The organism is Nostoc sp. (assembly GCF_036916985.1).
Classification (GTDB): domain Bacteria; phylum Cyanobacteriota; class Cyanobacteriia; order Cyanobacteriales; family Nostocaceae; genus Nostoc.
This window is the reverse complement of the sequence record NZ_JBALFD010000095.1, coordinates 110,143-134,871: the sequence shown is the minus strand read 5'-3', so window position 1 is coordinate 134,871 and position 24,729 is coordinate 110,143. Positions and strand designations below refer to the sequence as shown.

At 41.4% G+C, this 24,729-nt stretch carries 19 protein-coding genes and 1 pseudogene; 10 read left to right on the top strand and 10 right to left on the bottom strand.

Going from position 1 to position 24,729, the window contains the following annotated elements:
- Positions 1 to 452: 452 nt before the first annotated feature.
- From V7L07_RS30785 to V7L07_RS30775, 3 genes are all read right to left on the bottom strand, one after another.
- Positions 453 to 758 (bottom strand): hypothetical protein, encoded by a 306-nt coding sequence (locus V7L07_RS30785; RefSeq protein WP_334776756.1) that lies wholly within the window; start codon positions 756 to 758, stop codon positions 453 to 455.
- Between the two features lie 278 nt (positions 759 to 1,036).
- Complete coding sequence (locus tag V7L07_RS30780) at positions 1,037 to 3,283, bottom strand: CHASE2 domain-containing protein (protein WP_335063162.1); 2,247 nt, start codon at positions 3,281 to 3,283, stop codon at positions 1,037 to 1,039.
- Between the two features lie 192 nt (positions 3,284 to 3,475).
- Positions 3,476 to 4,228 carry a DUF928 domain-containing protein gene (locus V7L07_RS30775; protein ID WP_335063160.1) on the bottom strand — a complete coding sequence of 251 codons (753 nt, stop codon included), beginning with the start codon at positions 4,226 to 4,228 and terminating at the stop codon, positions 3,476 to 3,478.
- A 465-nt stretch (positions 4,229 to 4,693) separates the two neighbouring features.
- Between V7L07_RS30775 and V7L07_RS30770 the strand changes: the two are divergent.
- Positions 4,694 to 5,357 (top strand): annotated as a pseudogene (locus V7L07_RS30770) (RNA-guided endonuclease InsQ/TnpB family protein); the annotation flags it as partial.
- Between the two features lie 183 nt (positions 5,358 to 5,540).
- Positions 5,541 to 6,821: a 3-phosphoshikimate 1-carboxyvinyltransferase gene (aroA, locus tag V7L07_RS30765; RefSeq protein ID WP_335063159.1), complete on the top strand. Its 1,281-nt coding sequence runs from the start codon at positions 5,541 to 5,543 to the stop codon at positions 6,819 to 6,821.
- 56 nt (positions 6,822 to 6,877) lie between these two features.
- Here the strand turns inward: aroA and V7L07_RS30760 are convergent, their stop codons facing one another.
- Positions 6,878 to 9,004: an ATP-binding protein gene (locus tag V7L07_RS30760; RefSeq protein WP_335063158.1), complete on the bottom strand. Its 2,127-nt coding sequence runs from the start codon at positions 9,002 to 9,004 to the stop codon at positions 6,878 to 6,880.
- 293 nt (positions 9,005 to 9,297) lie between these two features.
- Between V7L07_RS30760 and V7L07_RS30755 the strand changes: the two genes are divergently transcribed.
- The 3 genes from V7L07_RS30755 to V7L07_RS30745 all read left to right on the top strand — a co-directional run bounded on the left by V7L07_RS30755 (position 9,298) and on the right by V7L07_RS30745 (position 11,851).
- Positions 9,298 to 10,038, top strand: a complete 741-nt coding sequence (locus V7L07_RS30755) for a RibD family protein (protein WP_335063156.1) — start codon at positions 9,298 to 9,300, stop codon at positions 10,036 to 10,038.
- A gap of 160 nt (positions 10,039 to 10,198) precedes the next feature.
- Positions 10,199 to 11,377 carry a GNAT family N-acetyltransferase gene (locus V7L07_RS30750; RefSeq protein ID WP_335063155.1) on the top strand — a complete coding sequence of 393 codons (1,179 nt, stop codon included), beginning with the start codon at positions 10,199 to 10,201 and terminating at the stop codon, positions 11,375 to 11,377.
- A 90-nt stretch (positions 11,378 to 11,467) separates the two neighbouring features.
- A complete protein-coding gene (locus V7L07_RS30745) occupies positions 11,468 to 11,851 on the top strand; it encodes a DUF4346 domain-containing protein (protein ID WP_335063153.1) in 384 nt (127 codons plus the stop codon).
- An 88-nt stretch (positions 11,852 to 11,939) separates the two neighbouring features.
- On the opposite strand, the gene psb32 is transcribed toward V7L07_RS30745, so the two are convergent.
- Both psb32 and V7L07_RS30735 read right to left on the bottom strand, forming a co-directional pair.
- Positions 11,940 to 12,680 (bottom strand): photosystem II repair protein Psb32, encoded by a 741-nt coding sequence (psb32, locus tag V7L07_RS30740; protein ID WP_335063151.1) that lies wholly within the window; start codon positions 12,678 to 12,680, stop codon positions 11,940 to 11,942.
- Positions 12,681 to 13,027: 347 nt separating this feature from the next.
- On the bottom strand, positions 13,028 to 13,168 hold the full coding sequence (locus V7L07_RS30735) for a hypothetical protein (protein ID WP_335063150.1): 141 nt from the start codon (positions 13,166 to 13,168) through the stop codon (positions 13,028 to 13,030).
- Positions 13,169 to 13,400: 232 nt separating this feature from the next.
- Here V7L07_RS30735 and surE point away from each other — a divergent pair, with 232 nt between their 5' ends.
- The gene (gene surE, locus V7L07_RS30730) at positions 13,401 to 14,081 is read left to right on the top strand and encodes a 5'/3'-nucleotidase SurE (protein WP_335063148.1); all 681 of its coding nucleotides are present in this window, start codon (positions 13,401 to 13,403) and stop codon (positions 14,079 to 14,081) included.
- Between the two features lie 134 nt (positions 14,082 to 14,215).
- Positions 14,216 to 14,839 carry a hypothetical protein gene (locus tag V7L07_RS30725; RefSeq protein ID WP_179067129.1) on the top strand — a complete coding sequence of 208 codons (624 nt, stop codon included), beginning with the start codon at positions 14,216 to 14,218 and terminating at the stop codon, positions 14,837 to 14,839.
- A 210-nt stretch (positions 14,840 to 15,049) separates the two neighbouring features.
- Here V7L07_RS30725 and V7L07_RS30720 read toward each other — a convergent pair whose 3' ends face one another.
- The gene (locus V7L07_RS30720) at positions 15,050 to 15,343 is read right to left on the bottom strand and encodes a hypothetical protein (protein WP_335063147.1); all 294 of its coding nucleotides are present in this window, start codon (positions 15,341 to 15,343) and stop codon (positions 15,050 to 15,052) included.
- Between V7L07_RS30720 and V7L07_RS30715 the strand changes: the two genes are divergently transcribed.
- Positions 15,343 to 16,011, top strand: coding sequence for a PAP/fibrillin family protein (locus V7L07_RS30715; RefSeq protein ID WP_335063146.1), 669 nt, complete (start codon positions 15,343 to 15,345; stop codon positions 16,009 to 16,011). The genes V7L07_RS30720 and V7L07_RS30715 overlap by 1 nt on opposite strands.
- On the opposite strand, the gene V7L07_RS30710 is transcribed toward V7L07_RS30715, so the two are convergent.
- A complete protein-coding gene (locus V7L07_RS30710) occupies positions 15,999 to 16,424 on the bottom strand; it encodes a hypothetical protein (protein ID WP_335063145.1) in 426 nt (141 codons plus the stop codon). The genes V7L07_RS30715 and V7L07_RS30710 overlap by 13 nt on opposite strands.
- 413 nt (positions 16,425 to 16,837) lie before the next feature.
- Here V7L07_RS30710 and V7L07_RS30705 point away from each other — a divergent pair, with 413 nt between their 5' ends.
- Positions 16,838 to 21,007 carry a two-partner secretion domain-containing protein gene (locus V7L07_RS30705; protein WP_335063144.1) on the top strand — a complete coding sequence of 1,390 codons (4,170 nt, stop codon included), beginning with the start codon at positions 16,838 to 16,840 and terminating at the stop codon, positions 21,005 to 21,007.
- Positions 21,008 to 21,449: 442 nt separating this feature from the next.
- Here the strand turns inward: V7L07_RS30705 and V7L07_RS30700 are convergent, their stop codons facing one another.
- Positions 21,450 to 22,715, bottom strand: a complete 1,266-nt coding sequence (locus V7L07_RS30700) for a glycosyltransferase family 4 protein (protein WP_335063142.1) — start codon at positions 22,713 to 22,715, stop codon at positions 21,450 to 21,452.
- A gap of 623 nt (positions 22,716 to 23,338) precedes the next feature.
- Here V7L07_RS30700 and psaK point away from each other — a divergent pair.
- Positions 23,339 to 23,599: a photosystem I reaction center subunit PsaK gene (gene psaK / locus V7L07_RS30695; protein ID WP_292851518.1), complete on the top strand. Its 261-nt coding sequence runs from the start codon at positions 23,339 to 23,341 to the stop codon at positions 23,597 to 23,599.
- Positions 23,600 to 23,983: 384 nt separating this feature from the next.
- On the opposite strand, the gene V7L07_RS30690 is transcribed toward psaK, so the two are convergent.
- Positions 23,984 to 24,676, bottom strand: a complete 693-nt coding sequence (locus V7L07_RS30690) for a manganese catalase family protein (RefSeq protein WP_335063139.1) — start codon at positions 24,674 to 24,676, stop codon at positions 23,984 to 23,986.
- Positions 24,677 to 24,729 lie beyond the last annotated feature (53 nt).

Here is a 24,729-nt window from a genome sequence, read left to right as displayed (position 1 = left end):
CGTACCTGCTTTATTTATCGATGTTGCCATAACTCTTGCACTCAACTCATGCCGTATATTTTGGCACTCAGGAAAGCAAGAAACTAGAGCTGATCCTCTACTATGATTTCAACATCTATGTATGAGAATTATAGCATATCATTTAGTACATTTGTTCTAGTTTAGATTGAAGGCTAGGGACTAAGGCGCGTTTTCAAACTATAGCCACAACAAAATTGAAAAAGGGACTGGGGATTAGGGACTGGGGACTGGGAAAATTGTTCGGGGATTCATACCACTACCCAAGTTTTGTTCGCGCAGCGTTCGCACGAGAAGAAAACTCTTCCTAGCCCCCAATCCCCAGCCCCTAGTCCCCAGTCCGCGACATATTGATGCGATTTATCAACACACCCTGACTACGATCGCCTATTTTAGAAAACAGCGAGTTTGAAAACACCTCTCGGACTTATCTGCTAGCTAACAAAATCTTTGTGAGCAGTGACAAGCATCTGAGCTTGTCTTAAAACGTTTCCGAATAAATAAATAGGAATCTGCCAAGCTGCAACAGTAACTTCTTTAACAATATCCTGTACACTAATTGCAATTAATTCATGCTCTGGCGGCTCTCCCTCAACTGTACCAGACCAAGTAAAAGCTAATAAAAAATCATCGTCTCCAGGCAAGGATGCAATCAAACATTCTTCAGGTGTTGGCTGGCAAATAATTCCGTGATCGTTTGCAAGTTCTACTAGTCTTTGAAATTTGTTTACGTTCGTCATTTGTCTTTTAGATGTGATTCAATTTCAGTTTTAAAAGAAATCATATTTTGAACTCCACAACTCAACTTAGTTGCTTCATACCATAAATTACGAATTACGAATTATTAAGGAGTTATTGGAGTTGGTCAGGCTTAAGTTCAGAATCATACTGCGATCGCCTGGTTTTATCAGCAACATTTGTTACTTTTTTAAAAAATCTCAACTACCTACTTTTTCGGTTTACCCCACTTATATACATCTCTGTTTGTTAGCGTTTCAATATGATTGATACTCTCGTCTCAACCAAGCTGACGCAGTGTATTTAAAATTGCGATCGCTTTTGGCGGAACAGCTGTAAACCGAAGCAGATAAAGCTGCTCGTCAATATTAGATTGTTGGATCACCTTGGCATAGATATATTCTTCTGTGGACATTTCTGCTTCAATCAATAACTTGAGTTTGAGATTGCTCAAAAGATGTAAAGAATGTGGCGATGTCTGCTGACAAGACGCTGGGCGTCTACGCAGCTGCGCCCCTTTTTTTGAAAGGCTAATCAAGTTCCCTATAAATACTGTTCCTACGGCATATTTTCCCTGTAAAATGGTGTATTCTACAGGTACTTCTTGATTGAGAATGACTATTTCTTCATCATCTTCAGGCAAGAATAAATTATATTTACCGCCAATGCCACGAATTTCACAAATTGTCACAGGATGCTTTATTCCTTTGGGTTCTATTTGTAGTTGTCCAGCAATTTGGAGGTCAATATTGGCATCTTTACAGGTATTTTCAGAAATTAAAATCTGTCCTCCCACTGTATAAGACTCAATTCGGGCAGCCAAATTAACATGGCTGCCAATAACTGTATATTGAGCGCGTTTTTGAGAACCAACATTTCCTGCCACAGCTTCGCCTGTATTAATCCCAATTCCCATTTCGAGGATTGGAAAATTCATTTGCTGATTTTGTTTGTTTACTTGCTCCATTGCTAACTGCATGGCAATAGCACAGGCGATTGCTCGTTGGGAATCATCTTTGCGACTAATTGGCGCACCAAAGATCACAAAAATACCATCACCCATAAATTCATTAATTGTGCCTTTATACTGATTAATCACATCTGTCATTGTTCCCAAATAAAGATTCAAAATCTTTACTACTTCTTCCGGGGACAATTGTTCAGAAATAGCTGAGAATCCTCTTAAATCAGATACGAGAACCGTAACTTTTCGGCGTTCTCCCCCTAGCTTTAAGCCAGAAGGAGTTTCGAGGATATTGGCGACGATTTCATCAGTGAGATAGCGACCGAGGGTTTTTCGCATCTCGGTAGCGCTTTGAGCAATATACTGAGTGAGTGCGATCGCAGAACCTACAAATGCCAGCAATGAAGGTACAACAGGAATCCACCAACCAACAATAAACGCTAGAAAACTGCCACCAACTAAACCACCACCCGCCAGAAAAACACTAACAGCCATCAGGGTTTTCTGGTTGCTACTGTGGCGTTGTAGCCAACATAAGCTAGCACCAATAATTGACCAAATCAAAATCAATAGCCATTCTAGCGGGTCAGGTAAACACTTGATCGGTGGACGACCTTCTATTGCTGCACTTAAAATTTGACTAATCACATTAGCATGAATTGTTACACCCGCCATTCGTTCCGGGTCAGTCAATACATTACTGCTGTAAGGCGTATAGAATAAATCCTTTAAACTCTCGGCGGTAGCACCAATTAATACCACCTTGTCTCGCATTAAATCTCGTGGGATGCGGTTCTCTTGCACTTCTGTAAGAGAGACTTTAGTAAACTGCTGTATTCGTCCTCGGTAGTTCAACAGTACTTGATAACTCCCGGCATCTGCTCGGACATAACCTCCATCATTAGGTTCAAAAATCGGGAAAACACCCCGATTTAACTGCAAGTAATTAGAATTATTGGCTGATGGCTTTGCGGTAATACCTTCAGGTTTCAAGTACAACAATGCTAGTTTTAACCCAAAGCTTTCTAGAATCTCGTTATTATTTAAATTTACGTACAATAATGCTCGTCGAATTTTGCCATCTCCATCTATGGGTAAATCATTCGACCCAACTTGATGAAGTTTCTTGAGTTCTGGAGAGGAATCAACCGCCGAACTATCAATAGTATCAGAGACTTTTTGGACTCCAATCAAATTAGGAGTAGACTTAAATACCTGAAGTAATTCTTGATGACCGGGATTGACAGGTAAATCACGATAAATATCTAAACCGATCGCTCTGGGTTTTTGTTGTTTGATTTTCTCTAACAAACTGGCAAGTTTTCCATCAGACATAGGCCACTGACCCTGCTTGCGGATATCTGCCTCATTAATCTCAACTATGACAATGCGGGTATCAGCCGATTCTCGTGGACGGAGGAGAAAAAATTGATCCAGTGCAGCTAATTCCAACAATTGCAGTAATCCAGTCAAGCGTATTGCAATTACCAGGGCTGTAATATTAGGAACAGCAAGTAAAACACCACGCCATTGCCAGATTTGCGGTTTCAGCTTTGCCCACATAATATTTAGTGCTGAGTGCTGAGTGCTGAGTTAGGAGTTAGGAGTTGGGAGTTGGGAGTTAGGAATTCTCCCTCAGCCCAATGCCGCTCAAGAGTGCTGTTAGGGGATAGCTAAGGTTTAAGCCCGTGCTGAGTAAAGAAGTGAGATTCCCCACTCAGCACTCGGAACTCGGAACTGTTTTGCCCCATGCCCTTATTTCCTAGATGTGCAACAATCGATCAATGGTTCAAAAGCGATCGCACTCAAACCAACTGACTTGAAAAATTGTCTCCAATCCAGCCTCGCCTTAAAATTATTCGGCTCAGTCTCGCGTAACTTCACCAAACTAGTCAGCGCTTCATGCCAAATCCCTGCTTCTGCATAGATGCTGGGCAACTTATGCAAATTTGCCTTTGTTAAAGACTCCGACAAACCTAATTCTGGTTGAGTGCGTTCCACCCAACCATCTACAGTGGGGTTTTCACTAGAGTCTTGAGTATTACAAGCAATTGTTAGATACCAATGATAAGTCTTACCTACAGCGAGTGCAGGGGCAGTATCAGGAAGTTTGAAGTTAATAATTCCCGGTTTATCTGGAAGTGTAAAAGATGTTTCATAAAATACGTTCTCGTCTTTATCCAAGAGCAGAAACTTGGCTGTTTTGACTGGAGATGGAGGTACATACCAGAAAAATGTTGGATGTTCAGCAAATGTCAACCCTAATTTATCTGGAGGGATTAAGGGAGTTATTAGTTTTTTGCCTGTTAGGCAAGAACTACCACGGGTAGAACCACCAGCACTTGCAGGAGGTTTTCCCCGCTGTGGCGGCTTAAATGTCTGACTAATTTGCCAAGTTTTATTGGGATGGTAGGACTGAGCCTGTACTTCTGCTGTTAATGCAGAAAACAAAGACAAAGGCAAGGAAAAGGTTACAAAATATAATATATATGGTTTAATCCATTTCATATTAAAAATATCTGGGTGCTAGATTAGTCGGGTGAATAAATAAAGTATTCCCAAAAGCAGAGCCAGATTTTTCACTTACAGCAGTTTTCATGTATTTGAACCACATCTGTCGTAAGGGCACAGTGAAACGGGCGGTTAGAAACCGCGTCTACACAAACAAAAGCTACCGATCCTGGGTTTCAAAACCTTGATTTGACCTTAGTCCGCGGAGGCGGACAATGCCCATTGGTGTCAACTTAACGCGAAACCGCTCGTCCGCCGGGAATTGAAATTCCCGCCTCATAGCTAAAGTCATCTGAAGATAACTAAATATCGCCAAAAATCTCCAGTCTACTTCAGTAGACTTAAGCTAAAAGCCCAAGGAATTTATTCTCTGGCGGGCGACGAAGCCAACAGTTAAGCTATTTTTGGCAAAAGTAGACACCAATGGACAATGCCAGTGTAGCCGCGAATTCCATTCGCGAGGGTAAAACTATTGGTATTGATGTTGGCTTGAACCATTTCTACACCGATAGTAATGGGAAAACAGTTGCAAATCCTCGCCACTTGCGTAAAAGCGAGAAGTCTTTGAGACGTTTGCAACGTCGTTTCTCTAAAACCAAAAAAGGTTCTCAGAACAGGGCTAGGTTTAGAAATAAATTAGCCCGTAAGCACCTAAAGGTAAGTCGCCAGCGTAAAGACTTTGCTGTGAAATTAGCAAGGTGCGTAGTGATGTCTAACGACATTGTGGCGTATGAAGACTTGAAGGTGCGAAATATGGTGAGGAACCATCACTTAGCCAAGTCAATTAGTGACGCAGCGTGGACTCAATTCCGGCAATGGGTTGAGTACTTTGGTAAGGTGTTTGGTGTGGCAACTGTTGCAGTTCCACCCCATAATACGAGTCAAAATTGTTCTAATTGTGGTCAGGTTGTCAAAAAATCTCTTAGCACTAGAACTCATTCATGTCTCCATTGCGAAACGGTGTTAGACCGTGACCATAACGCAGCGCGGAACATACTTGAGATGGGACTCCGTACCGTGGGGCACACGGGAACGTTAACGTCTGAACGACCTCTACTTGGGTGATGCAAATCCTCCAAGCAAGCCGACTCGTGGAAGCAGAAAACCTAAGAAGGCAACTTCTTAGAATCCACGCCATTTATGGCTGGGGTGGATGTCAATTCCATATAGCTTAAGATTGGCAGGTATCTGAATCAACTGTTTGTCACTTGTAGAGAGCGTCATTTTGAATTAATTTCCCCCTGCTCCTTATAGCTCAAGATATGGGAATATATAAGGTTGTAGCTAACCGCCTACGTAGAGGTCTAAAGTGGATACCATTGAAATTCCTGCTCTAAATCGGCCAGTGGATGCCACGGTAGAAATTCCTGGTTCTAAAAGTCTTACCAATCGGGCGTTGCTTGTCGCTGCTTTGGCGCAAGGTGACTCCATTTTGGAAAATGCCTTATTTAGTGAAGACAGCAAGTATTTTGCTAAATGTTTAGAGCAATTGAGTATTCCCATAACTCTGAATCCTCATCTGGCTCAGATTCAGATTGTCGGAAGGGGAGGTGATATTCCAGCTAAACAGGCAGATTTATTTGTGGGTTTATCAGGTACTACAGCACGATTTATTTCGGCGCTGGTGGCGCTGGGTAATGGCGAATATCGGCTAGATGGCGTTCCCCGAATGCGAGAACGACCGATGGGTGATATGCTGACGGTGCTGGAAACAGGTGGAGCCACTGTTAACTTTGAGGGAAACTCCGGGTTTATGCCCTACACCCTCTATAGTCAGGGATTCGCTGGCGGAAATTTTCGCTTGAAAGCCAACCAAACAAGTCAGCAACTTTCGGCATTGCTGATGATTGCACCTTACGCTCAACAGGATACGATTTTTGAGGTTGAGGGTACACTGGTTTCTCAGTCTTATATCAAAATGACCTGTAGCCTCATGGCCGATTTTGGCGTAGAGGTGATTCAAATTGGCGAGAATCAATTTCAGATTGAAGCAGGTCAACGTTACCAAGCTCGACATTACACAATAGAACCCGATGCGTCAAATGCTTCTTACTTTTTTGCCGCCGCCGCCGTCACGGGTGGACGGGTGCGCGTCAAACATTTGACCAAACAATCCTGTCAGGGTGATATTCTCTGGCTGAATGTTTTAGAGCAGATGGGTTGCCAAATTAAGGATTCAGATGATTACACTGAAGTGACAGGGCCGAAGCAATTGCAAGGCATCGATATTGATATGAATGATATATCGGATTTGGTGCAAACATTAGCTGCGATCGCCCCCTTTGCCAGTTCACCAATCACTATTCGTAACGTAGAACATATTCGATATAAGGAAACCGATCGGATTCAAGCTGTTGTCACAGAATTGCGTCGGTTAGGGGTTAAAGTGGAAGAATTCGCCGATCAACTGAGAATTGAGCCTAGTCCCATTACCCCAGCGGCGATTGAAACCTATCACGATCATCGAATGGCGATGGCTTTTGCTGTCACTGGTTTAAAGGTTCCAGGGATTGTAATTAAAGATCCTGGTTGTACAGCAAAGACTTTTCCAGATTATTTTACCCGATTCTTTCAAATGTTAGAACAATAACGATTTCTTCCCCTACTCCCTACTCCCTACTCCCTACTCCCGCCCCGAAGGGGTAGTCAACTTTCGGAAGTCACATTCGCACAAACTCCTCTTTTTGGTAGACTTACCAGGATAGTTTGCAACGGTGAAAGACGAATCTCGCAAGTCTCATTACCAATTAGTACCAGGGACTTTGGTAACATCTCTTTGTCTAGCTCTATTTTCACAGGCTTATTGCTCCCCAAAGAAGAACTTTCCCCATCCTGTAGACTAGGGTAGCGGCTTGCTTTTGCCCCGTCATTCCCAGAGGAGAATCCCGAATCCTCTACATTTCCTTCTTTGTTAAGAGCCGCTAACAGTGAGATATCAATCAAAGGTAAGGTAATTTTCAGTGTTGTACCTTGATGAAGTCCTGCACTTTCAAGAGTAATGCTGCCTCCCATGAGTTCGATTAAGTTTCGTGAAATTGCTAGTCCCAGTCCAGTGCCTTCAAACTGACGCGTGGTTGTGCCATTCACCATCACAAAGGGACGAAATAGTTTATGCTGTTGGGTTGGATCGATGCCTATACCTGTATCTTTGACGGCGACTACCACGTGAGATTGACCACTACTATGTTGAATTTCTGTAGTAATGGTGATACTTCCTGTGTCGGTGAACTTAGTAGCATTACCGATAACATTAATCAGCACTTGTTTTAGTTTTGGCGCATCTGCTTTTATTGGTATAACTTGAGAATCTAACTCACATTTCAATTGCAAGCCTTTTTGCTGAACATTCACTGATTGTAAATTAATCACCTCTAACAATATTTGTCGGAGGTCAAGGGGTGTGGAGACGACTGAAAGCTTACCTGCTTCGATTTTAGAAATGTCGAGTAAATCATTAATAATACCTAGCAAATGAATCGTTGTTTCATCTGCACGTTTGAGAAACTCCATTTCTTCTTCTCGGTCATCACATAAGCCATCTTCAACCAAGCGAATACAGTTAATAATAATATTTAATGGGTTTCTCAATTCATGAGAAGTCGTAGCCAAAAACTGGCTTTTAATTTGGTTAGCGGTTTTTGCTTCTTTCCAAGCCATTTCTAGTTCTTCTGAACCAGCTTTGAGCCGTTCTACCATTTGGTCTAAGGCTTGGGCCAGTTGATTGAATTCCCGAATTTGAAAATTGTGCGGCACTGGTTGTGCAGCGTGGTGAGAGTGAATATTGAGAGCGTAATCTCGCAATTCTTCTACAGGACGTGCCAAGTAAGGAGCTAAATATAGAGATGCTAACAAGCTTGCACCAATCAAACCAACTGTCAAAACGATGAGAATTAATTTGATTTCTTCTAAACCAAAAAGCGCATTTTCAACACTTGTAACAGCTAAGACTACCCATTTTTCCTGCTGCTGTTGACTAAGTGGATTGGCAATAGCTGTATAGCCAGCTACTAATTCTTTCCCATCTGTAAAAGACAAATTTATTGAATCATTTCGCCCAGCGATCGCATTTTTAATTATGCTTTTGAGTTGAGAAGCATAAGGGTGCTGATTTATATTAGTTCCCACCCAGTCTGTGAATGGGTGTGCCAAAATTGTGCCATCTTCAGCAATCACTACCATCGCACCTGTGAGCGATCCAGGTGGATTTCTGGTTTGTTGGTACAATGCAGACTGAATACTTAAGCTGTAAAGTAAATTTCTTGGGCTATCGGAAACTGGTGCAGATAAAACTACTTGCAGTTGATTTTGTGTGTTTCTTTTTCCAGTCATTCCTGCCTTTCGTGGCAAGATTGATTTGACATCAATTCCGTCACTTGGCAAAGGTAATATCAATTCTCCAATAGCTTGATCTCCACAGCTACTAGCAATTATTTTCTGGTTTAGCAGATTCGTTAATTGGACGCATTCAATACTGGCTGGAAGTTGTTGCCTTAACTGCGTGAGAATTTCTTGTTCTTGTATGGGCGAACCCGACGGAATAACTGTTGTTTTACTTACACTCAGTAAATTAGCTTTTAAGATTGCGATCGCATCTCCAATTCTCTCACCTTTACTGATGGCGCTTTCGGTTAAATTTTGACGCGCAGTTCCCAATATGCTAGAACGTGCCTTATTTAAGGCAACAATCTCGCCTACAAGTAAAACTGGAACGAACAGCAGCAATATTCTCGTTACTAAAATTCGGCGAAAGGAAGATTGGCGGGAATTAGTCATCGAGTGTCTCACTTTGCATCTGCAAACCACAACAGCAAAGATATGTAATTAGACCAGCTAGATGAGACATTTTATTAAATTATCAGAATTTTATTTTCAATGTTTAAAAATAACAAATTGCTATAATCCAAAAAGAAACGTGAGATACCAAAACTTGTATATGCTAGATGGAAAAGTGATTTGTGCTGCATATAAATACAGTGGTGAAATTGTAAAACAGTAGCTTGCAGGCATGGTTTTTTTGATAATTTATACACGACTAAAGAAAATATTAAAACTATCAAATCAAGTTAATGTTGCAACATCGTCCTCATACTACAGTTGTTTTAGCAATGAGTGTAGATGGTAAGATAGCAGATTTTAAGCGATCGCCTGCTCGATTTGGCTCAAGGGTTGATAAAGCACACTTAGAAAAACAAATCGCTGCCTCTGATGCCGTTCTATTCGGTGCTGGTACTCTGGGCGCTTATGGAACAACACTTACAGTATCAGATCCAACTCTAGTGCAACTTCGGGCCCAAGCAGGGAAGCCTCCGCAGCCAGTTCATATAGTGACTACACGTTCTGCAAACCTTAATCCGGAAATTCACTTTTTTCAGCAACCAGTTAGACGTTGGCTACTCACGACAACAGCAGGAGCGGTTTCATGGAAAGGACGTTTACAGACGCTTTCCTCAACTCTGGGAAACGGAGTAGAGGAGTACCCTTCAGAATTTGAGCAAATTCTGGTTTTTGAAACATCAACGCGAGAAATTGATATGCCCGCAGCTTTGAAGCATCTAGCCTCTCTACATATAACACGCTTGGTGGTCTTAGGTGGAGGTAAATTAGTCGCTTCCTTACTGGAATTAGACTTAATTGATGAATTATGGTTGACTGTTTGTCCGCTGATTTTAGGTGGTAATACCGCACCCACACCTGTAGATGGGAAAGGATTTTTACCCAATTTAGCTCCCAAGTTGCAACTTCTAGAAGTTAATACAGTTGAGCAAGAAGTGTTTTTGCACTATCGCCTGCAACGACCCGCAGATTAGATTACGCTAAGTTAAGTTATTGATTGGGCATGGGGCAATTCAATTTTAGATTTTGGGTTGACAATTTTGGATTAAATTTCTTCAATCTAAAATCCAAAATCTAAAATCTAAAATTCTTATTCCCCTACTCCCTACTCCCTACTCCCTACTCTTCTAAAAAGTGGAACAACCTAAGCCTCGCTATTCTGTCGTTTGGACGAACAAAATCGCTGAAGTACCCCAAAATGCCTGGAATGCTTTGGCAATGCCACTCAAAACGCCATTTTTAGAATGGGAGTGGCTGAACAATATCGAAACCTCCCAGAGTGCTACGGCTAAAACTGGTTGGTTGCCGAATCATTTGACATTGTGGCGAGATCGAACGCTGATTGCTGCTGCGCCACTTTATCTTAAAGGACATAGTTCTGGTGAGTTTGTTTTCGATCACCAATGGGCAGAGTTAGCCGATCGCATCGGAGTCCAGTATTACCCAAAATTGCTGGGAATGACACCATTTACTCCGGCTGAAGGCTATCGGTTTTTAATCGCCCCAGGAGAAGATGAGGATGAAATTACAGCGATAATGGTACATGAGATTGACACTTTTTGCTCCAAAAATGGAATTTCTGGGTGTCATTTTCTCTATGTCGATCCCCAATGGCGTCCTATCCTGGAACGGCATGGTTTTACAACTTGGCTACACCACAGTTACATCTGGGAAAATGCAGGCTTTAAAACTTTTGATGACTACTTGAAGGTATTTAACGCCAATCAGCGCCGCAATATCAAGCGGGAACGCAAAGCTGTAGAAAAAGCAGGTTTACGATTACAACCACTGACTGGTGATGAAATCCCTCAGTCTTTGTTTCCCTTGATGCACCGTTTCTATGCTGACACCTGTGATAAGTTTGGTTGGTGGGGTAGTAAGTATCTCACACAGCGCTTTTTTGAGCAGCTACACTCAGATTATCGCCATCGAGTCTTGTTTGTTGCTGCATATAGCGAGGAAGATAACTCTCATCCTTTAGGAATGTCTTTTTGTTTGTTTAAAGATGACAAACTTTATGGACGCTATTGGGGAAGTTTTCAAGAAATAGATTGCTTACATTTTGATGTTTGTTATTATGCGCCAATTGAGTGGGCGATCGCTAACAATATCCAAATTTTTGACCCTGGCGCGGGTGGACGACATAAAAAACGCCGTGGTTTCCCTGCTATGCCCAACCACAGTTTGCACCGATTTTACAATAATCGGTTAGGAAAAATTTTACTTCCCTATATTAAGGAAGTGAATCAACTCGAACAGCAGCAGATTGAAGCAATTAATGCAGAGTTGCCATTTAGTAACCGAGATTCTTAAAAGTTTACCAAGGCAGACGGTAAACGACGAATTACACTTGATATAGAGTATAAAAATCTTGAAGAAAGAAAATTTCTTTTTATAACGCTTATGGATTTAATAGTTGAAGATTTAGCCGCAATTGATGATAAACTTTCCCAGCGTCATATTGACCTCGATCCCGGTGGATATTTTATTATTTACTTGGATCGAGATACAGGGTTAATTTATGCCAAGCATTTTACAAATGTAATTGACGATCGCGGTTTAGCTGTCGATCCCGAAACGGGAAAGGTAATTCCGGCGCGAGAAAAGGTAGAACGAACTCATACCACAGTCTTTAACGCGAGGACGGCAAAAGAACTCTGCGTGAAGATTTTTGAAGAAACTCAGCCCCCTCCTGTAACTCAATTAAATCATGCAGCTTATTTGGGTCGAGAATTTGTCCGGGCTGAGGTGGCTTTAGTTACAGGGCAAGAGTATGTTCAAGATTAAGCCAATTTTAGATTTTAGATTTTAGATTTTAGATTTTTCTTCAATCCAAAATCCAAAATTCAAAATCTAAAATCGAACAACTCTCCCACTACCCATCAGATGATGGCTGATTTATCTGATAGATATAGTAAGTCGCCATTGGGATAACGGTGGCGGCAATTAACAATCCTACTACCCAAGCAGTAGCATTACCTTGGTCGGTTTCTTCTGCTTTCTTGAATGTGCCTCCAACAGGTACATTGTCAGTTATTTTAGGTGGCCCTGGATCGGCTTTACCGGAGAGGACGGCGACAAGGCGATCGCTTGCATCGAGAAATGCCTGGTTGTATTTGTTACCATTGCGTAATGGCACACTTACGGTTTCAGTCGCTACACTCTCGGCAATAGCGTCAGTGAGTAAAGGTTTAACTTCATCCCCAGTCAGAATGGCAGTACCATTGGTAACTGTGTCAATCACCAATAAGGTTTGATTCCCTTGGGCTTCTTTTGTGGGGAACCATTTTTCAAACAGTTCTTTAGTAAAGCTTTCTGGTGTTTCACCGTAGTCGAGGCGGCGAACAGTAACAATTCTGACTTCCTTATTTGTTTGCTTTGCCAAATCCTCAAAAGCGCTGCTAATTTTACCTTCATTCAGACGGCTGATAACTTCACCTTGATCCAAAACCCAGGTGTCATTCCCTGCTGTGAGGTTGGGTATTTGATACACGCCTGTGGCTAAAGCAGGTGTGGCAAACAGTGAGGCTGCTAAAATAATAACCGTCACCAAAGGTAGAATTAGCTGAATGAGGTGTTTTCGACTGCTAAATAATTGTTTGAAAAGCTGTTTCATTGTGTGATTCCTAAGACAGACTTGCACCAAAAATACTACAGAACCACTGCAAAAATCACCTCTTTCCCGATTTTCTCCAGTATGAATTTTCTACTACTTCTAGCAGATAGCAGGTAAGTGAGGTACAAATTTTAAGCACAAAGCCATATATCAAGAGGCTTTCAACCCTGTTCCCTGCTGTATATTACACGAGATTTTTTGATTGCACAAACTTGTTCTGGGGGCGGCTGCAAGCATTAACTTGAGGCTAACACTCTTGCTAGTCACAAGAAATACCGCCCATTTTGGGAATTAACCCAAATGCTTAGGGCGGAATTTGCAAACCATCTAGAAATCATATCCTACGATCAATATTTTTGGCAGAATCCAGTATATTTTTTCATATCTGCAAGTAGCTTTTCCTGCTTTACCCATTGATGGGTGATGTAGCGATCGCTGGTTTTTATGCAATATATTCTGAGCTTACCCAAGAAACGATATATCTGCATTTTTCTGATATTTTAGCTAAATGCATATCAATAATATACATAGGACTCCCATTCGATTTTTGAATAAAACTCGGTACATCTCTATTTCCTATTCCCTCTCTCTACAAATGATTCAGAAATCAAATCGGGTTGCCATACATGACCGAAAAGGACTCATGATACAGAGCAACTAAATTTATTTATGGGGATCATTAATTTTGAATTTTGAATTTTGAATTCGGAGCGAAGCGACGTGACTATCATACTAACTAACGACGACGGCATTGATGCCCCCGGTATCCAAGCTCTACTTAAAGCTGTAAACGGCATAAATACTATTATCGCGGCTCCTGCCGAGCATCAGTCTGGCTGTGGACATCAAGTTACTACCACTCGTGCTATCAACCTCCAGCGACGTTCTGAGACTGAATATGCGATCGCCGGTACTCCTGCTGATTGTGTGAGAATTGCCATAACACAAATCCACGCAGATGTCAAATTTGTACTTTCAGGTATCAACGCTGGGGGTAACTTGGGAGTCGATGCCTATATTTCTGGCACAGTGGCCGCCGTGCGGGAAGCGGCAATGCACGGTATTCCTGGAGTTGCAATTTCCCAGTATCGTAAAGCCAAGCAGAGTTTTGATTGGGATCTGGCCGCCAAATTGACAGCTGAAGTTTTAGCGGACTTACTCAAGTGTCCTCTAGAACCAGGAAGCTTTTGGAATGTGAACTTGCCGCATCTGCAACCAGGAGAACCAGATCCGAATGTGGTGTTTTGCCAACCCTGTACTAAACCTTTGCCCGTGAACTATCGAATTGAAGGCGATGATTTTTATTATGTAGGGGAATATGGCAAACGCGATCGCACTCCTGGTAGCGATGTGGATGTCTGTTTTTCTGGCAATATCGCGGTGACACAGTTAAGGGTTTGATAATTAATCTTACGGCTATTGGTTGGTGCGATCGCGATCGCAAGCAAAATTACTGATGCAGTCAAAATTTTTCAGGTTTTGAAATCTGGTAAAGTTTCAGTGGTACTTAAGACTAATTAAAAAAAGGAGAAAATATGCAGTTTCTCAAAATAATTCTTGTCGCTCTTGTGTTGATGCTAAACCTGGTAATTGCTCAACCCTCTTGGGCAAGCAAGGATTTTACTAAGGGGGCTGACTATACCGAGGTAACTCAGGCGCTCAATCAACTTCTAACTGTAAAAGATACACCTGAGCAAGCTGGCTATACACCTGAGCAGTTCCAGCAGCGATTGGCGCAATTACAATCTCAGAAAAATATCATAGAAACAGCTAGAAAGCGGGCGCAGTGCCGTAATGAAACTGGAAAAACTTTGGCTGTCTATGCCAACAAACCAAAAAAATCTCCAACCCAACTCTACTTTCTGGGTGCAGGAACAATCACCGATGATGATTGGGATTGCGATGGCATTTATTTACCCGCAGGTTCTCAAGTGGTTCTAGGCCCAAATGCTCAACCACAAGAACTCACTGAACCAATCGCCATCCAGTTCGTTGATGGCACACAGTCTCTCGCTAGAACCAATCCAGCCACAGGTGCCATTGAATTGAATGTTGAACCTGCCAAAGTATTCAAGGCGGGTGAGAGTACCTGGTTACTTCCCACTTATTCCCAAGCAGACATCGATACGCAAATTCCTACCCCACAACTCATTGACTAATCTCATTTAGATACTTCAACTTTTATGCGGTAAGTGCATAAAAGTTGAATTGAATTACAGCAGTTTTCATGTATTTGAACCACATCTGTCGTCAGGGCACAGCATTGCTCATTGGTGTCAACTTCTTAGTGACTCGTGCCAAAATAAAGTACCAGTTGAAAACCCTGAATCCATCATAAAACGGTAAAACCTGATTGGTATATCAGTACATTATTTAATTGCAAGTCCCTTAACGTGAAACCGCTTGTCCGTCGGGAATTGAAATTCCCGTCTCATAGCTAAAGTCATCTGAAGATGACTAAATATCGCCAAAAATCTCCAGTCTACTTCAGTAGACTTAAAACTATTAGCCAGGGAATTTATTCCCTGGCGGGCGACGAAGCCAACAGTTAAGCTATTTTTGGCAATGACACCAATGAGCATTGCTCTGCCCCTACCGCGTGGTCTATTTACCTGAAAATAGCTGTAAAGTAATAAAATACGTAAATTAAAATATTCAACCATTGAACAATCAACTTTTAATTAAGGAAAAATTACAAGCCAGCCTTGAGAATATTCCAACTAAGAGCAATGGTTCTCCCATTACCGACTTGCAGATAGACAAAACCTTAGCCGAAGAAATTGAACAATTGACGACTGAACTGGAGAGCGTCAATCCCAATCTCAATCCTCTTCTCTACGCTACCTCTTTACTCGAAGGAGCTTGGCAACTTCAATACTCCACTGCAAGAGAAATCCGTTCTTTAGTTTCCCTCCCATTGGGATTAAAGCTGGGTAAAGTTTATCAAGTGATTGATGTTGCAAATAAATTGTTTTTCAATCTAGCTAAGGTTAAACATCCTCTGGGGCTAGTATCGGGATATGTCAAAGTCACAGCTAGCTTTGAGCCAGCCAAAGAAGACTTAGAGCCTCCATCGAACAAACGCATCAACGTTTATTTTGACAAACGCTACCTATCGATTGAGAAGATTGTCGGCATTAATACCCCTCAACTCAACCTCTTTAAGGTTGTCCCTGCTAATAATCCTAATAATAGAACTGCCACACTAGATATTACTTACTTAGATGAAACCTTAAGAATTGGACGTGGAGGAGATGGAAGTTTATTCATTCTGAGTAAATGCAATGATTTCCCTGACTTCACCTCCTTAGCAAAAACCTACTCTACGTAGATAGCGATTGGACTACCATCTTCTGATTTTCCTATACATCCCATTCCTGAACGTAGCCCACAGGTTAGAGATACATCCCATTGTTCAGTAATATATTTACCTTTTTGCCATGCCAATTGGCGAACAGAGAAATTTTCCCCATCAGAGGCATTAACAAGTTGGGGATAACTCAGAATGAGGATTAAACAATAGCGTGACGAGCATAACTTAATATTGGCACTAGCATTATCGAAAGCACCCATTACAGTAGAAGTACAACGATATGTTTCACCTGCAATAACAATATTGCAAGTTGATGGATAAAGGGTTTTGGAGTAGATAAAATCAACCGCTCTTTCTGCTAATACAGGGTGAGCATTTAGGCTGAATAAACCTACGGATGCTACCAAGGATGTAATCATTCTTTTGAACATAATTTTTCTCCTAATTGGGGTTGTTCTCCATTTAATAAACCTAACTATGTAACTAAAAGTAAAATCGGTGAAAACCTTGCGATTGCTTCCCTCTACTTCATTGCATACCCTCCGGGAAGGCTTACGCCAACGCAATGACATAGTTATAAATTTTCTCACCCACCTAGTTATTGGTGATGGAACTAATTAGTATTCAGTAGTTTTACTGTTGCCGATCAATTTCACAATATCCGACATATTCATGCCACGCATCCACCTTTCCTGCTTGTTTGCGTGCAGTTTCATACCTGGAGAATGCACAAATGCGATCGCCTGATTGCAGAAAACTGCATAATTAACGAATATTCGCTTATTGATTATCCAAGGGTGCAGTTTTATTAGATACTCAAATAATCTATATAAAAGCGCACCCAATGACGATCAAATACCGATTAAACAAGTGTTTGCAGTTTGGATTTGCAGGGTTGCTGGGCTGCTTAAGTGTAAGTCTCCTCACTAGCAAAACCCAGGCACAGCAAAGTAATATCGTGCCTGATAACACACTTGGCACTGAGTCATCTAAAGTTATAGGCAACTTTCAGGGACAGCCCATAGAAGTAATTACAGGTGGTGCAACTCGCCAAATTAATCTGTTTCATAGCTTTCAAGAATTTAATATCAGCGAGGGACGTGGGGCATATTTCTTCAGTCCTAGCGCAGATATTCAGAATATTTTGGCACGGGTGACAGGTAGTAACCCTTCAGAAATTTTGGGGAGACTGGGCACATTTGGTAATTCTAGCCCGAATTTATTTTTGATAAATCCCAATGGGATTGTGTTTGGGAAAAATGCCAGTTTGGATGTGCAGGGTTCGTTTGTGGGGACGACTGCAAACGGAATACAGTTTGGCAATCAAGGGGTTTTTAGTGCCACAAATCCCCAAGCAGCGCCATTGTTAACTATTAATCCTTCAGTATTGCTGTTTAATCAAATCAAAGCTTCTGGTGGAATTATCAATCAATCCCAAACACCCGTAGCGATTAATCCCATCGGTGGATATCTTACGGGTTTGCAAGTTGCTGATGGTAAAAGTTTGCTGCTTGTTGGTGGAAATATCAATATTGATGGTGGTGGAATTCAGGCTTATGGCGGAAATGTTGAGTTAGCAGGTTTGGCTGCACCGGGAAATGTGGGATTGAATATTGCGGGTGATAATCTGGGTTTAGTTATACCTGAGAATGTGGAACGCGCCGATATTTCGCTGAGTAATGGTGCAGAAGTGAATATTCGCGGTGCAGGTGGCGGGAATATCAAAATTCAAGCTCGAAATGTAAATTTAGCAGGGCAAAGTAAACTAAAAGCGGGAATAGATATAGGTTTAGGTACTCCAAATAGTAAAGGTGGAGATATTAATATTAATGCCACAGGAGATACAACGTTAATAGATAAAGGTTTTATCGCTAACGTAGTGCAAGAAAAAGCATTTGGTCAAGCTGGCGATATCAATATTACGACTGGAACATTGACATTACAAAATGCTGGACAAATCAATGCTAGTCTCTATGGACAAGGTAATGCAGGAAATGTAAATATCAATGCTCAAGGTGCTGTTACTGTTGCAGGTCAAAAAGATGATTTAAATAGTGGAATTAGTAGCTTTGTATTCACAGGAGCAACAGGTAATGGTGGTAATATCAATATTAAATCTAGCTCTTTTACACTAAGTAATCATGCTTACCTTAATACTGATATTTTAGGACAAGGTAATGGTGGTAATATTCAAATCACGACAGGTACGCTAAAAGCTACCAATGGAGGCGATATTCATAGCATTATCTTTGGCAAAGGAAACGCTGGGAATATCAGCATTAATGCCCTTGATAATATAGTCTTCGATACTAAGAGCGATGTTAGTAGTAGTGTGTTCAATGAGGGGGTAGGTAACGGAGGAAATATTTACCTGAAAACAGGTTCACTCTCGTTAACTAATGGCAGTGAAGTATCAACAAGTCTCTATGGACAAGGTAATGCCGGAAATATTACCGTCGAAGCTTCTGATAATGTTAAGCTAGATGGCGTTTTTATCGACGCAGGTAAATTTGACCTTAATAACTTGGATTATGATTCGTTTAGTGGTTTGCAAAGCAACTTAAATATTGGAGGTGTCGGAAAAGCAGGAAACATTCAAGTTACAACAGGATCGCTTTCTGTTACTAATGGTGCCGAAATATCTAGCTTTACTGGTGGAGTCGGGAATGGAGGAAATATTACTATTAATGCCCGCGATAATGTCACATTTTCAGGTTTTGGAGGCAGAATGAAAGATGGCAGTACAGTATCAAGTTTTGGCATTAATAACGCGATAGGTAATGGTGGTGATATTCGCATCACTGCAAGTAATTTACTACTTAAAGATGGCGGCCGATTAAATGCTAGCAACGGCGGACAAGGAAATGGAGGTAATATCTTTCTTGATGTTGCCAATACTATTACTTTTGATGGAATTGGCGGTAATAATTTATCTAGCGGTGCCAATACGGAAGGATACAATGGTAACGCTGGAAATATTCAAATTGAAACAGGATCGCTGCTTTTCACAAATGGCGGTACAATATCTTCTTCACATAGCGGAGGAAAAGGTAATGGTGGAAATATCACCATCAATGCTCGTGATACAGTAACTTTTGATGGTGTCGTCAAGGGTGGAACTTTTGGTCTTGACAAAATTGGTATTAGCGGTTTATTTAGTTATTTGCTGAGTGGTGAAGGTAAAGGAGGTGACATCGAAATTACAACAGGGTCACTTTCCGTTACTAACGGTGCAGTCATTGCTGGAGACACAGATGGACAGGGAAATGCAGGTAATATCACCATCAACGCCCGCGATAAAGTTTCCGTCACCAACGGTGCAACCATTTCTGGAAACACACTTGGACAGGGAAATGGAGGCGATATCACCATCAACGCAGGCGATACAGTAACTTTTGATGGTGGGGAAAATGGTTTATTTACTCCCGTAGCCACTACTGCGCTAAACAATAGCAGCGGTAACGCTGGGAATATCCGCATTAATTCTAGAGGATTATTTGTCAAAAATGGTGCTAATATTTCCACTTTTAGTGATGGTCAAGGTAATGGTGGCAATATCTTTATCGATACACGCGATGCTGTTACCTTTGACGGAACCAATGGTAAAAATTCGTCAACTGCGGCATATACTTTTGCTAGTGGAAGCGGTAATGGTGGAAATATTCAGGTTAAAACAGGAACGCTGACCTTAAAAAATGGTGGTGTAACTCGCACCTCTGCAAATCGGAATGCTGGAAATATAAACATTGATGCCCGCGATGCTGTCATTATCGATGGTACTAGTGGCAATAACCCGAGTGGCGCTTTTAGTTTTTTGTCTGCTGGAGGTGTTGGCAAAGGTGGGGATATCCAAATCACAACTAACTCCTTAACACTAAGCAACGGCGGACAACTTGCTGCTACAAGTTTTGGTAAAGGTAATGCGGGTGACATTATAGTTAATGCTGGCAATGCTATTGGCATTGATGGTGTCGGTAGTAATGGAAGTTCAAGCGGTGTTTTTACTACCTTAGAAGGTCAAGCTGAAGGTAGGGGAGGCAATATTAACCTGACAACAGGCTCTTTATTTTTAACCAATGGTGGAATAGTCAATGCTAGTACTTTTTCGAGAGGCAATGGGGGTGATATTACCATTGATGCACGCGATCGCATTCTAATCGATGGTATTGGCACTACAGGTTTTTCTAGCGGTGTTTTTAGTGCAGTCAGTCCAATAGCTGTGGGCAATGGAGGTAATATTTACCTTATAACAGATTCTTTGTATTTAAGTAATGTTGGGCGACTAAGTACCAGCAGTGTGGGGCAAGGGAAAGCCGGAGATATTAATATTAATTCTGGTTCCACAACACTTGATAACAAAGGATTTATTACAGCAACCACCAACTCTGGTGATGGTGGAAATATTAATTTAACTGCTAGCGATCGCTTAATATTGCGTCGTGGTAGCGGAATTTCGACTACCGCAGGTACAGCCCAATCAGGTGGCGATGGTGGTAACATCAATATCGATTCAAGATTTATCGTCGCCATCCCCGAAGAAAACAGCGACATCACAGCCAACGCCTTCACAGGAACAGGTGGGAACGTCGAAATCAAGTCTCAAGGTATCTTTGGTATCGAGTCGCGGACAAAGCCAACGGAAAAAAGTGATATTACCGCCAGTTCAGAACAAGGCGTTTCAGGAGTGATTAGCATTAACGCACCTGATACCAGTTCCATTCAAAACAGCTTTACCCAATTACCTCCAGTCATCGATACCAATGCACTCATTGCCAATAGCTGCATTTCCCGCGCTACCAAGCGACAAGAAAACTCTTTTACCATTACAGGTTCCGGTGCTTTAACCAATAATCGGCCTGATAATGCTTTGGTTTCTAACTACACAACTGGTGAGGTGAGAGGTGTAGAAATTACATCCCGTCCTTGGAAGAAAGGCGATCCGATTATTGAACCACAAGGATTATATCGGCTTGATAATGGGCAGTTGCTATTGAGCCGAGAATGTTCTAATTAAACGTGAGTTCGACTGGTCACAATACTTTTCGGTTAAGGGGAAAAGGGGAAAGAAAAAACCTTTAACCTTTACCCAAAACCCAATTCCGAGTTAAAAATCCTTAACCGAGCAGTATTGCGACTGGTCATATCATGTCCACCCAAAAGACCTCTCCCTGGTTTTACTACGCAAAACCTGTCCCTCTGCGACTCGGAGAGGGACAGACTTGAACTTTAGTTCAAGGCAGGGAGAGGCCTGTCGAACTTACGTTAATTAAGGACATGATATTACCTGGAGAATGCACAAGTTATCGCTATGTATAGCGGTTCCCATTCAGATGAGGTACAACATTATACCGCAAGGTGTAAGGGCACGGCACTGCCGTGCCCTTACAGGTGTACCTTACTAGGTCGGGAAATTCTATAGATAATCTTATCCAAACCGTATCGAGTTGCTGAGAAGATTATTTAGCAAGCAATAGGGGTTCTTGGACTGGTTGTAGCAGTTGAGTATAAAGTTCACTCAACTGAGTTGCTACACCATGCCAACTAAACTTGCTTTCAACGCGCTTTCTACCGGCTTTACCCAATTCGTCTCGCCACTCTGGATTTAAAAGAATTCGGTCAATGGCAGACGCAAAGGCATCTACATCTTGTGGTGGTGCTAATAAACCAGTTTCTTCATTAACTACAGTAAACTGAAGTCCGCCAACATCGCTAGCTACAACTGGTGTACCGCTTGCCATCGCTTCGATCGCTACGAGTCCAAAGGGTTCGTAATGACTAGGAACAACGCAAACATCGGCGGCTGCGTAATAAGTTGGCAAAATCTCTTGGCTGAGACGACCGGCAAGGATGGTAAAGTCGCTCATTCCCAATTCGTTGATAATAGCCTCAATGCGATCGCGCTCAATTCCATCGCTGTTACCTGGAGTGCTACCACCACCAATAATTAGCTGGATATTTTTCGAGTCGCGTAGTTGAGACTCGTTGACTGCACGCACCAAGGTTTCTATACCTTTGCGTTGGTCAAAACGCCCTACATACAATACAACCTTAGCTTCTTTGTCAATACCAAATTCAAATCTGGCTGCTTCCCGCCCAATGGAACCAAACTGCTGAATATTTGTACCACAGGGAATGATGTCAATATTGCCTTTGAGTGAAACTAGCGATCGCATGTGTTCTTGTTCTTGTGGACTTGTCGCCACAATTCGCTCTGCTGTTTCCAACACCTGTTTTTCTACTGCTAATCGCTGACTAGCAATCAGAGGAATATTTTCTATAGTGTTATATTTTACTGCCCCTAAGGAGTGGTAGGTGTGAACTTGTTTACTTCCTTGGATTTTATTTAACTCCATCCCCACCCAACTAGAGAGCCAGTAATTAGTGTGAACTAACTGGTATGTAATCTCATTTTTTACTTGAAATTTGAGGAAATTATCCACAAATTCAGGCAGATAATCAAAAATCTCATCTCGCGGCACAAACTCAAGAGGGCCAGCTTTTAAACGAATAGTTCGACAATTGTCACTGTGTTCAACAATCGAGTCTTGCTCCAGACTCACCTTGCGGGTAAACATATCAACTTGCCATCCTAGCTGCGCTAGTGCTTCACCCACCTGGCGCACATAAACATTTTGTCCCCCAGCTTCTTCTTTCCCTATTTCAATCGCCGGATCTCCGTGGACGGAAATTAAGGCGATACGTTTTTCGGTGGTAGAGTTCATAGTTTGTGTGTTGCTGATTTTAACAAAGTTTTAGGCTGTTCCAAGCTTGTGAATAACACACTTGCCTGAATTGTTTAGGAACTTTGATTAATATTGAATTGATTTTAATTTACTATACCTAATCTTTTTTTACATCCTCTGTCAGAAGTATACTTTTAGGTTAAATATTTGTATTTAATCTGTATTTAATTTGTTTTTAATTTCTTTAGATGTAGAAAATCGTTATATTTATATCTCATACTTTTGATAGATGAAAATTATATTTTTAATTTATATATAGCTCTAGTTTTATAGATATAGCAATCTTAAATTTGCTCTCTACCGAGATCCTCCGATCCCCCGACTTCTTCAAGAAGTCGGGGATCTTCTGATTTATAGATGCATTGACGCTATATCAGCAAAATAACTGATCAATAAGTATTATTTTTAATAAGTATATGTTCAATTTAGATATTGAAGTTCAAACCAAATACCACATTTACCTCACCGTGTTGAACTCATTTTGTATTAAGTAGTAAGAATAACTGTTAAATATTGATGCAAAATCGGGTAATTTATTGAATTTGCTTCGGAAAGTTTCAGATTATATTTTCAACCATTAATAAATTTCAGGAGCAAATCAGGTGTTTACTTCGACCTTACTCGCTGCTGCAACCACACCCCTGGAATGGAGTCCAACAGTTGGTCTGATTATAATTCTCGCTAATATCGTTGCGATCGCCTTTGGCAAATCTAGCATCAAGTATCCCAACGCAGAACCAGCACTACCTTCACCCAATTTATTTGGTGGTTTTGGTTTACCCGCACTTTTAGCAACTACCGCCTTTGGTCATATCTTAGGCGTGGGCGCTGTCTTAGGGCTGCATAACCTGGGAAGAATTTAGGCTTTTACCCAAGTTAGCCTTTATTTGATGATTCTTTTGTCTCCAGCTTTGAGCCAGAGAGTTAGTTCTCTGGCTCTTTTTTATACAAATTGTCCTGAGAAAACCAGGTTTGTTGAAGAAGAATTCAGAATCAAGACGCTCTCTACGTTCATGCAGCGTATCGCAGACAAACGCTACGTCAGACCCGCGACTGAATTGTTGCACCACCAAATTTTAAATTTTCACGCAACCCAGACACAGAAAGCAATTCCCAATCAAAAATCTAAAATTCAAAATGGTATAAGCAGCCTAAAAATTACTAAAAAAGGTGGGCTGTTTGCCCACCGAATGATTAGGATTTTTTCAGATATGCCAAAAATCCTTTGCTCAAAATCAATCTATACTCTAAGAGTGACTTTCTAGCGGATTAGCAATGTATTTGAATGTTGGCTCAGAATTCCAAGGGCCACGCTCGTCTTTACCATCGCCGTTTGTCGATAGGTTGTAGTAGAGAGCAACAGTTTCATCTGGCTTAACATTACCAAAGAATGGATCTGTCAATTTACCCAGTGAATCTAGAGCTTTCATAAACATCTGAGTATGAGAAATTTCTCGTGTTAACAGATGCACTAAAGTCTCTTGGGTTCCTTTGTCGGTTGCCAACTTGATCAATGATTCGTAAGTCTGACGGGCACCGGCTTCTGCTGCAACGTTAGCTCTTAAATCACGTACCACATCTCCACCCTCATTCAAGTAACTTGCAGTCCAAGCAGTACCCTGGCTATCTAGAAAATGAGGACCAATCCCTCTAACTGCAAAGAGAGTACTTTTATAAGCCTCTGTTTGATCCACATTTTTAGTATGAGCCTCAATAAGTTTCCCAACCATTTCTAAATGGCTGAATTCCTCAATGGCAATGTCTTGCAGCATATCTTTAATGCCAGCATTTTCGACATGGAATGATTGAACCCAATATTGAAGTGCTGCGCTAAGTTCGCCAGTAGCTCCCCCAAACTGCTCTAGTAGCAACTGAGCAAAACGAGGGTTTGCTTCACTAACGTTAACTGCATGAATAGGCTCTTTCTTGTGAAAAAACATAGATTTACACTTCCCAAAATTTGGTGTTACAGAATGAATCGATTTAATCTTTT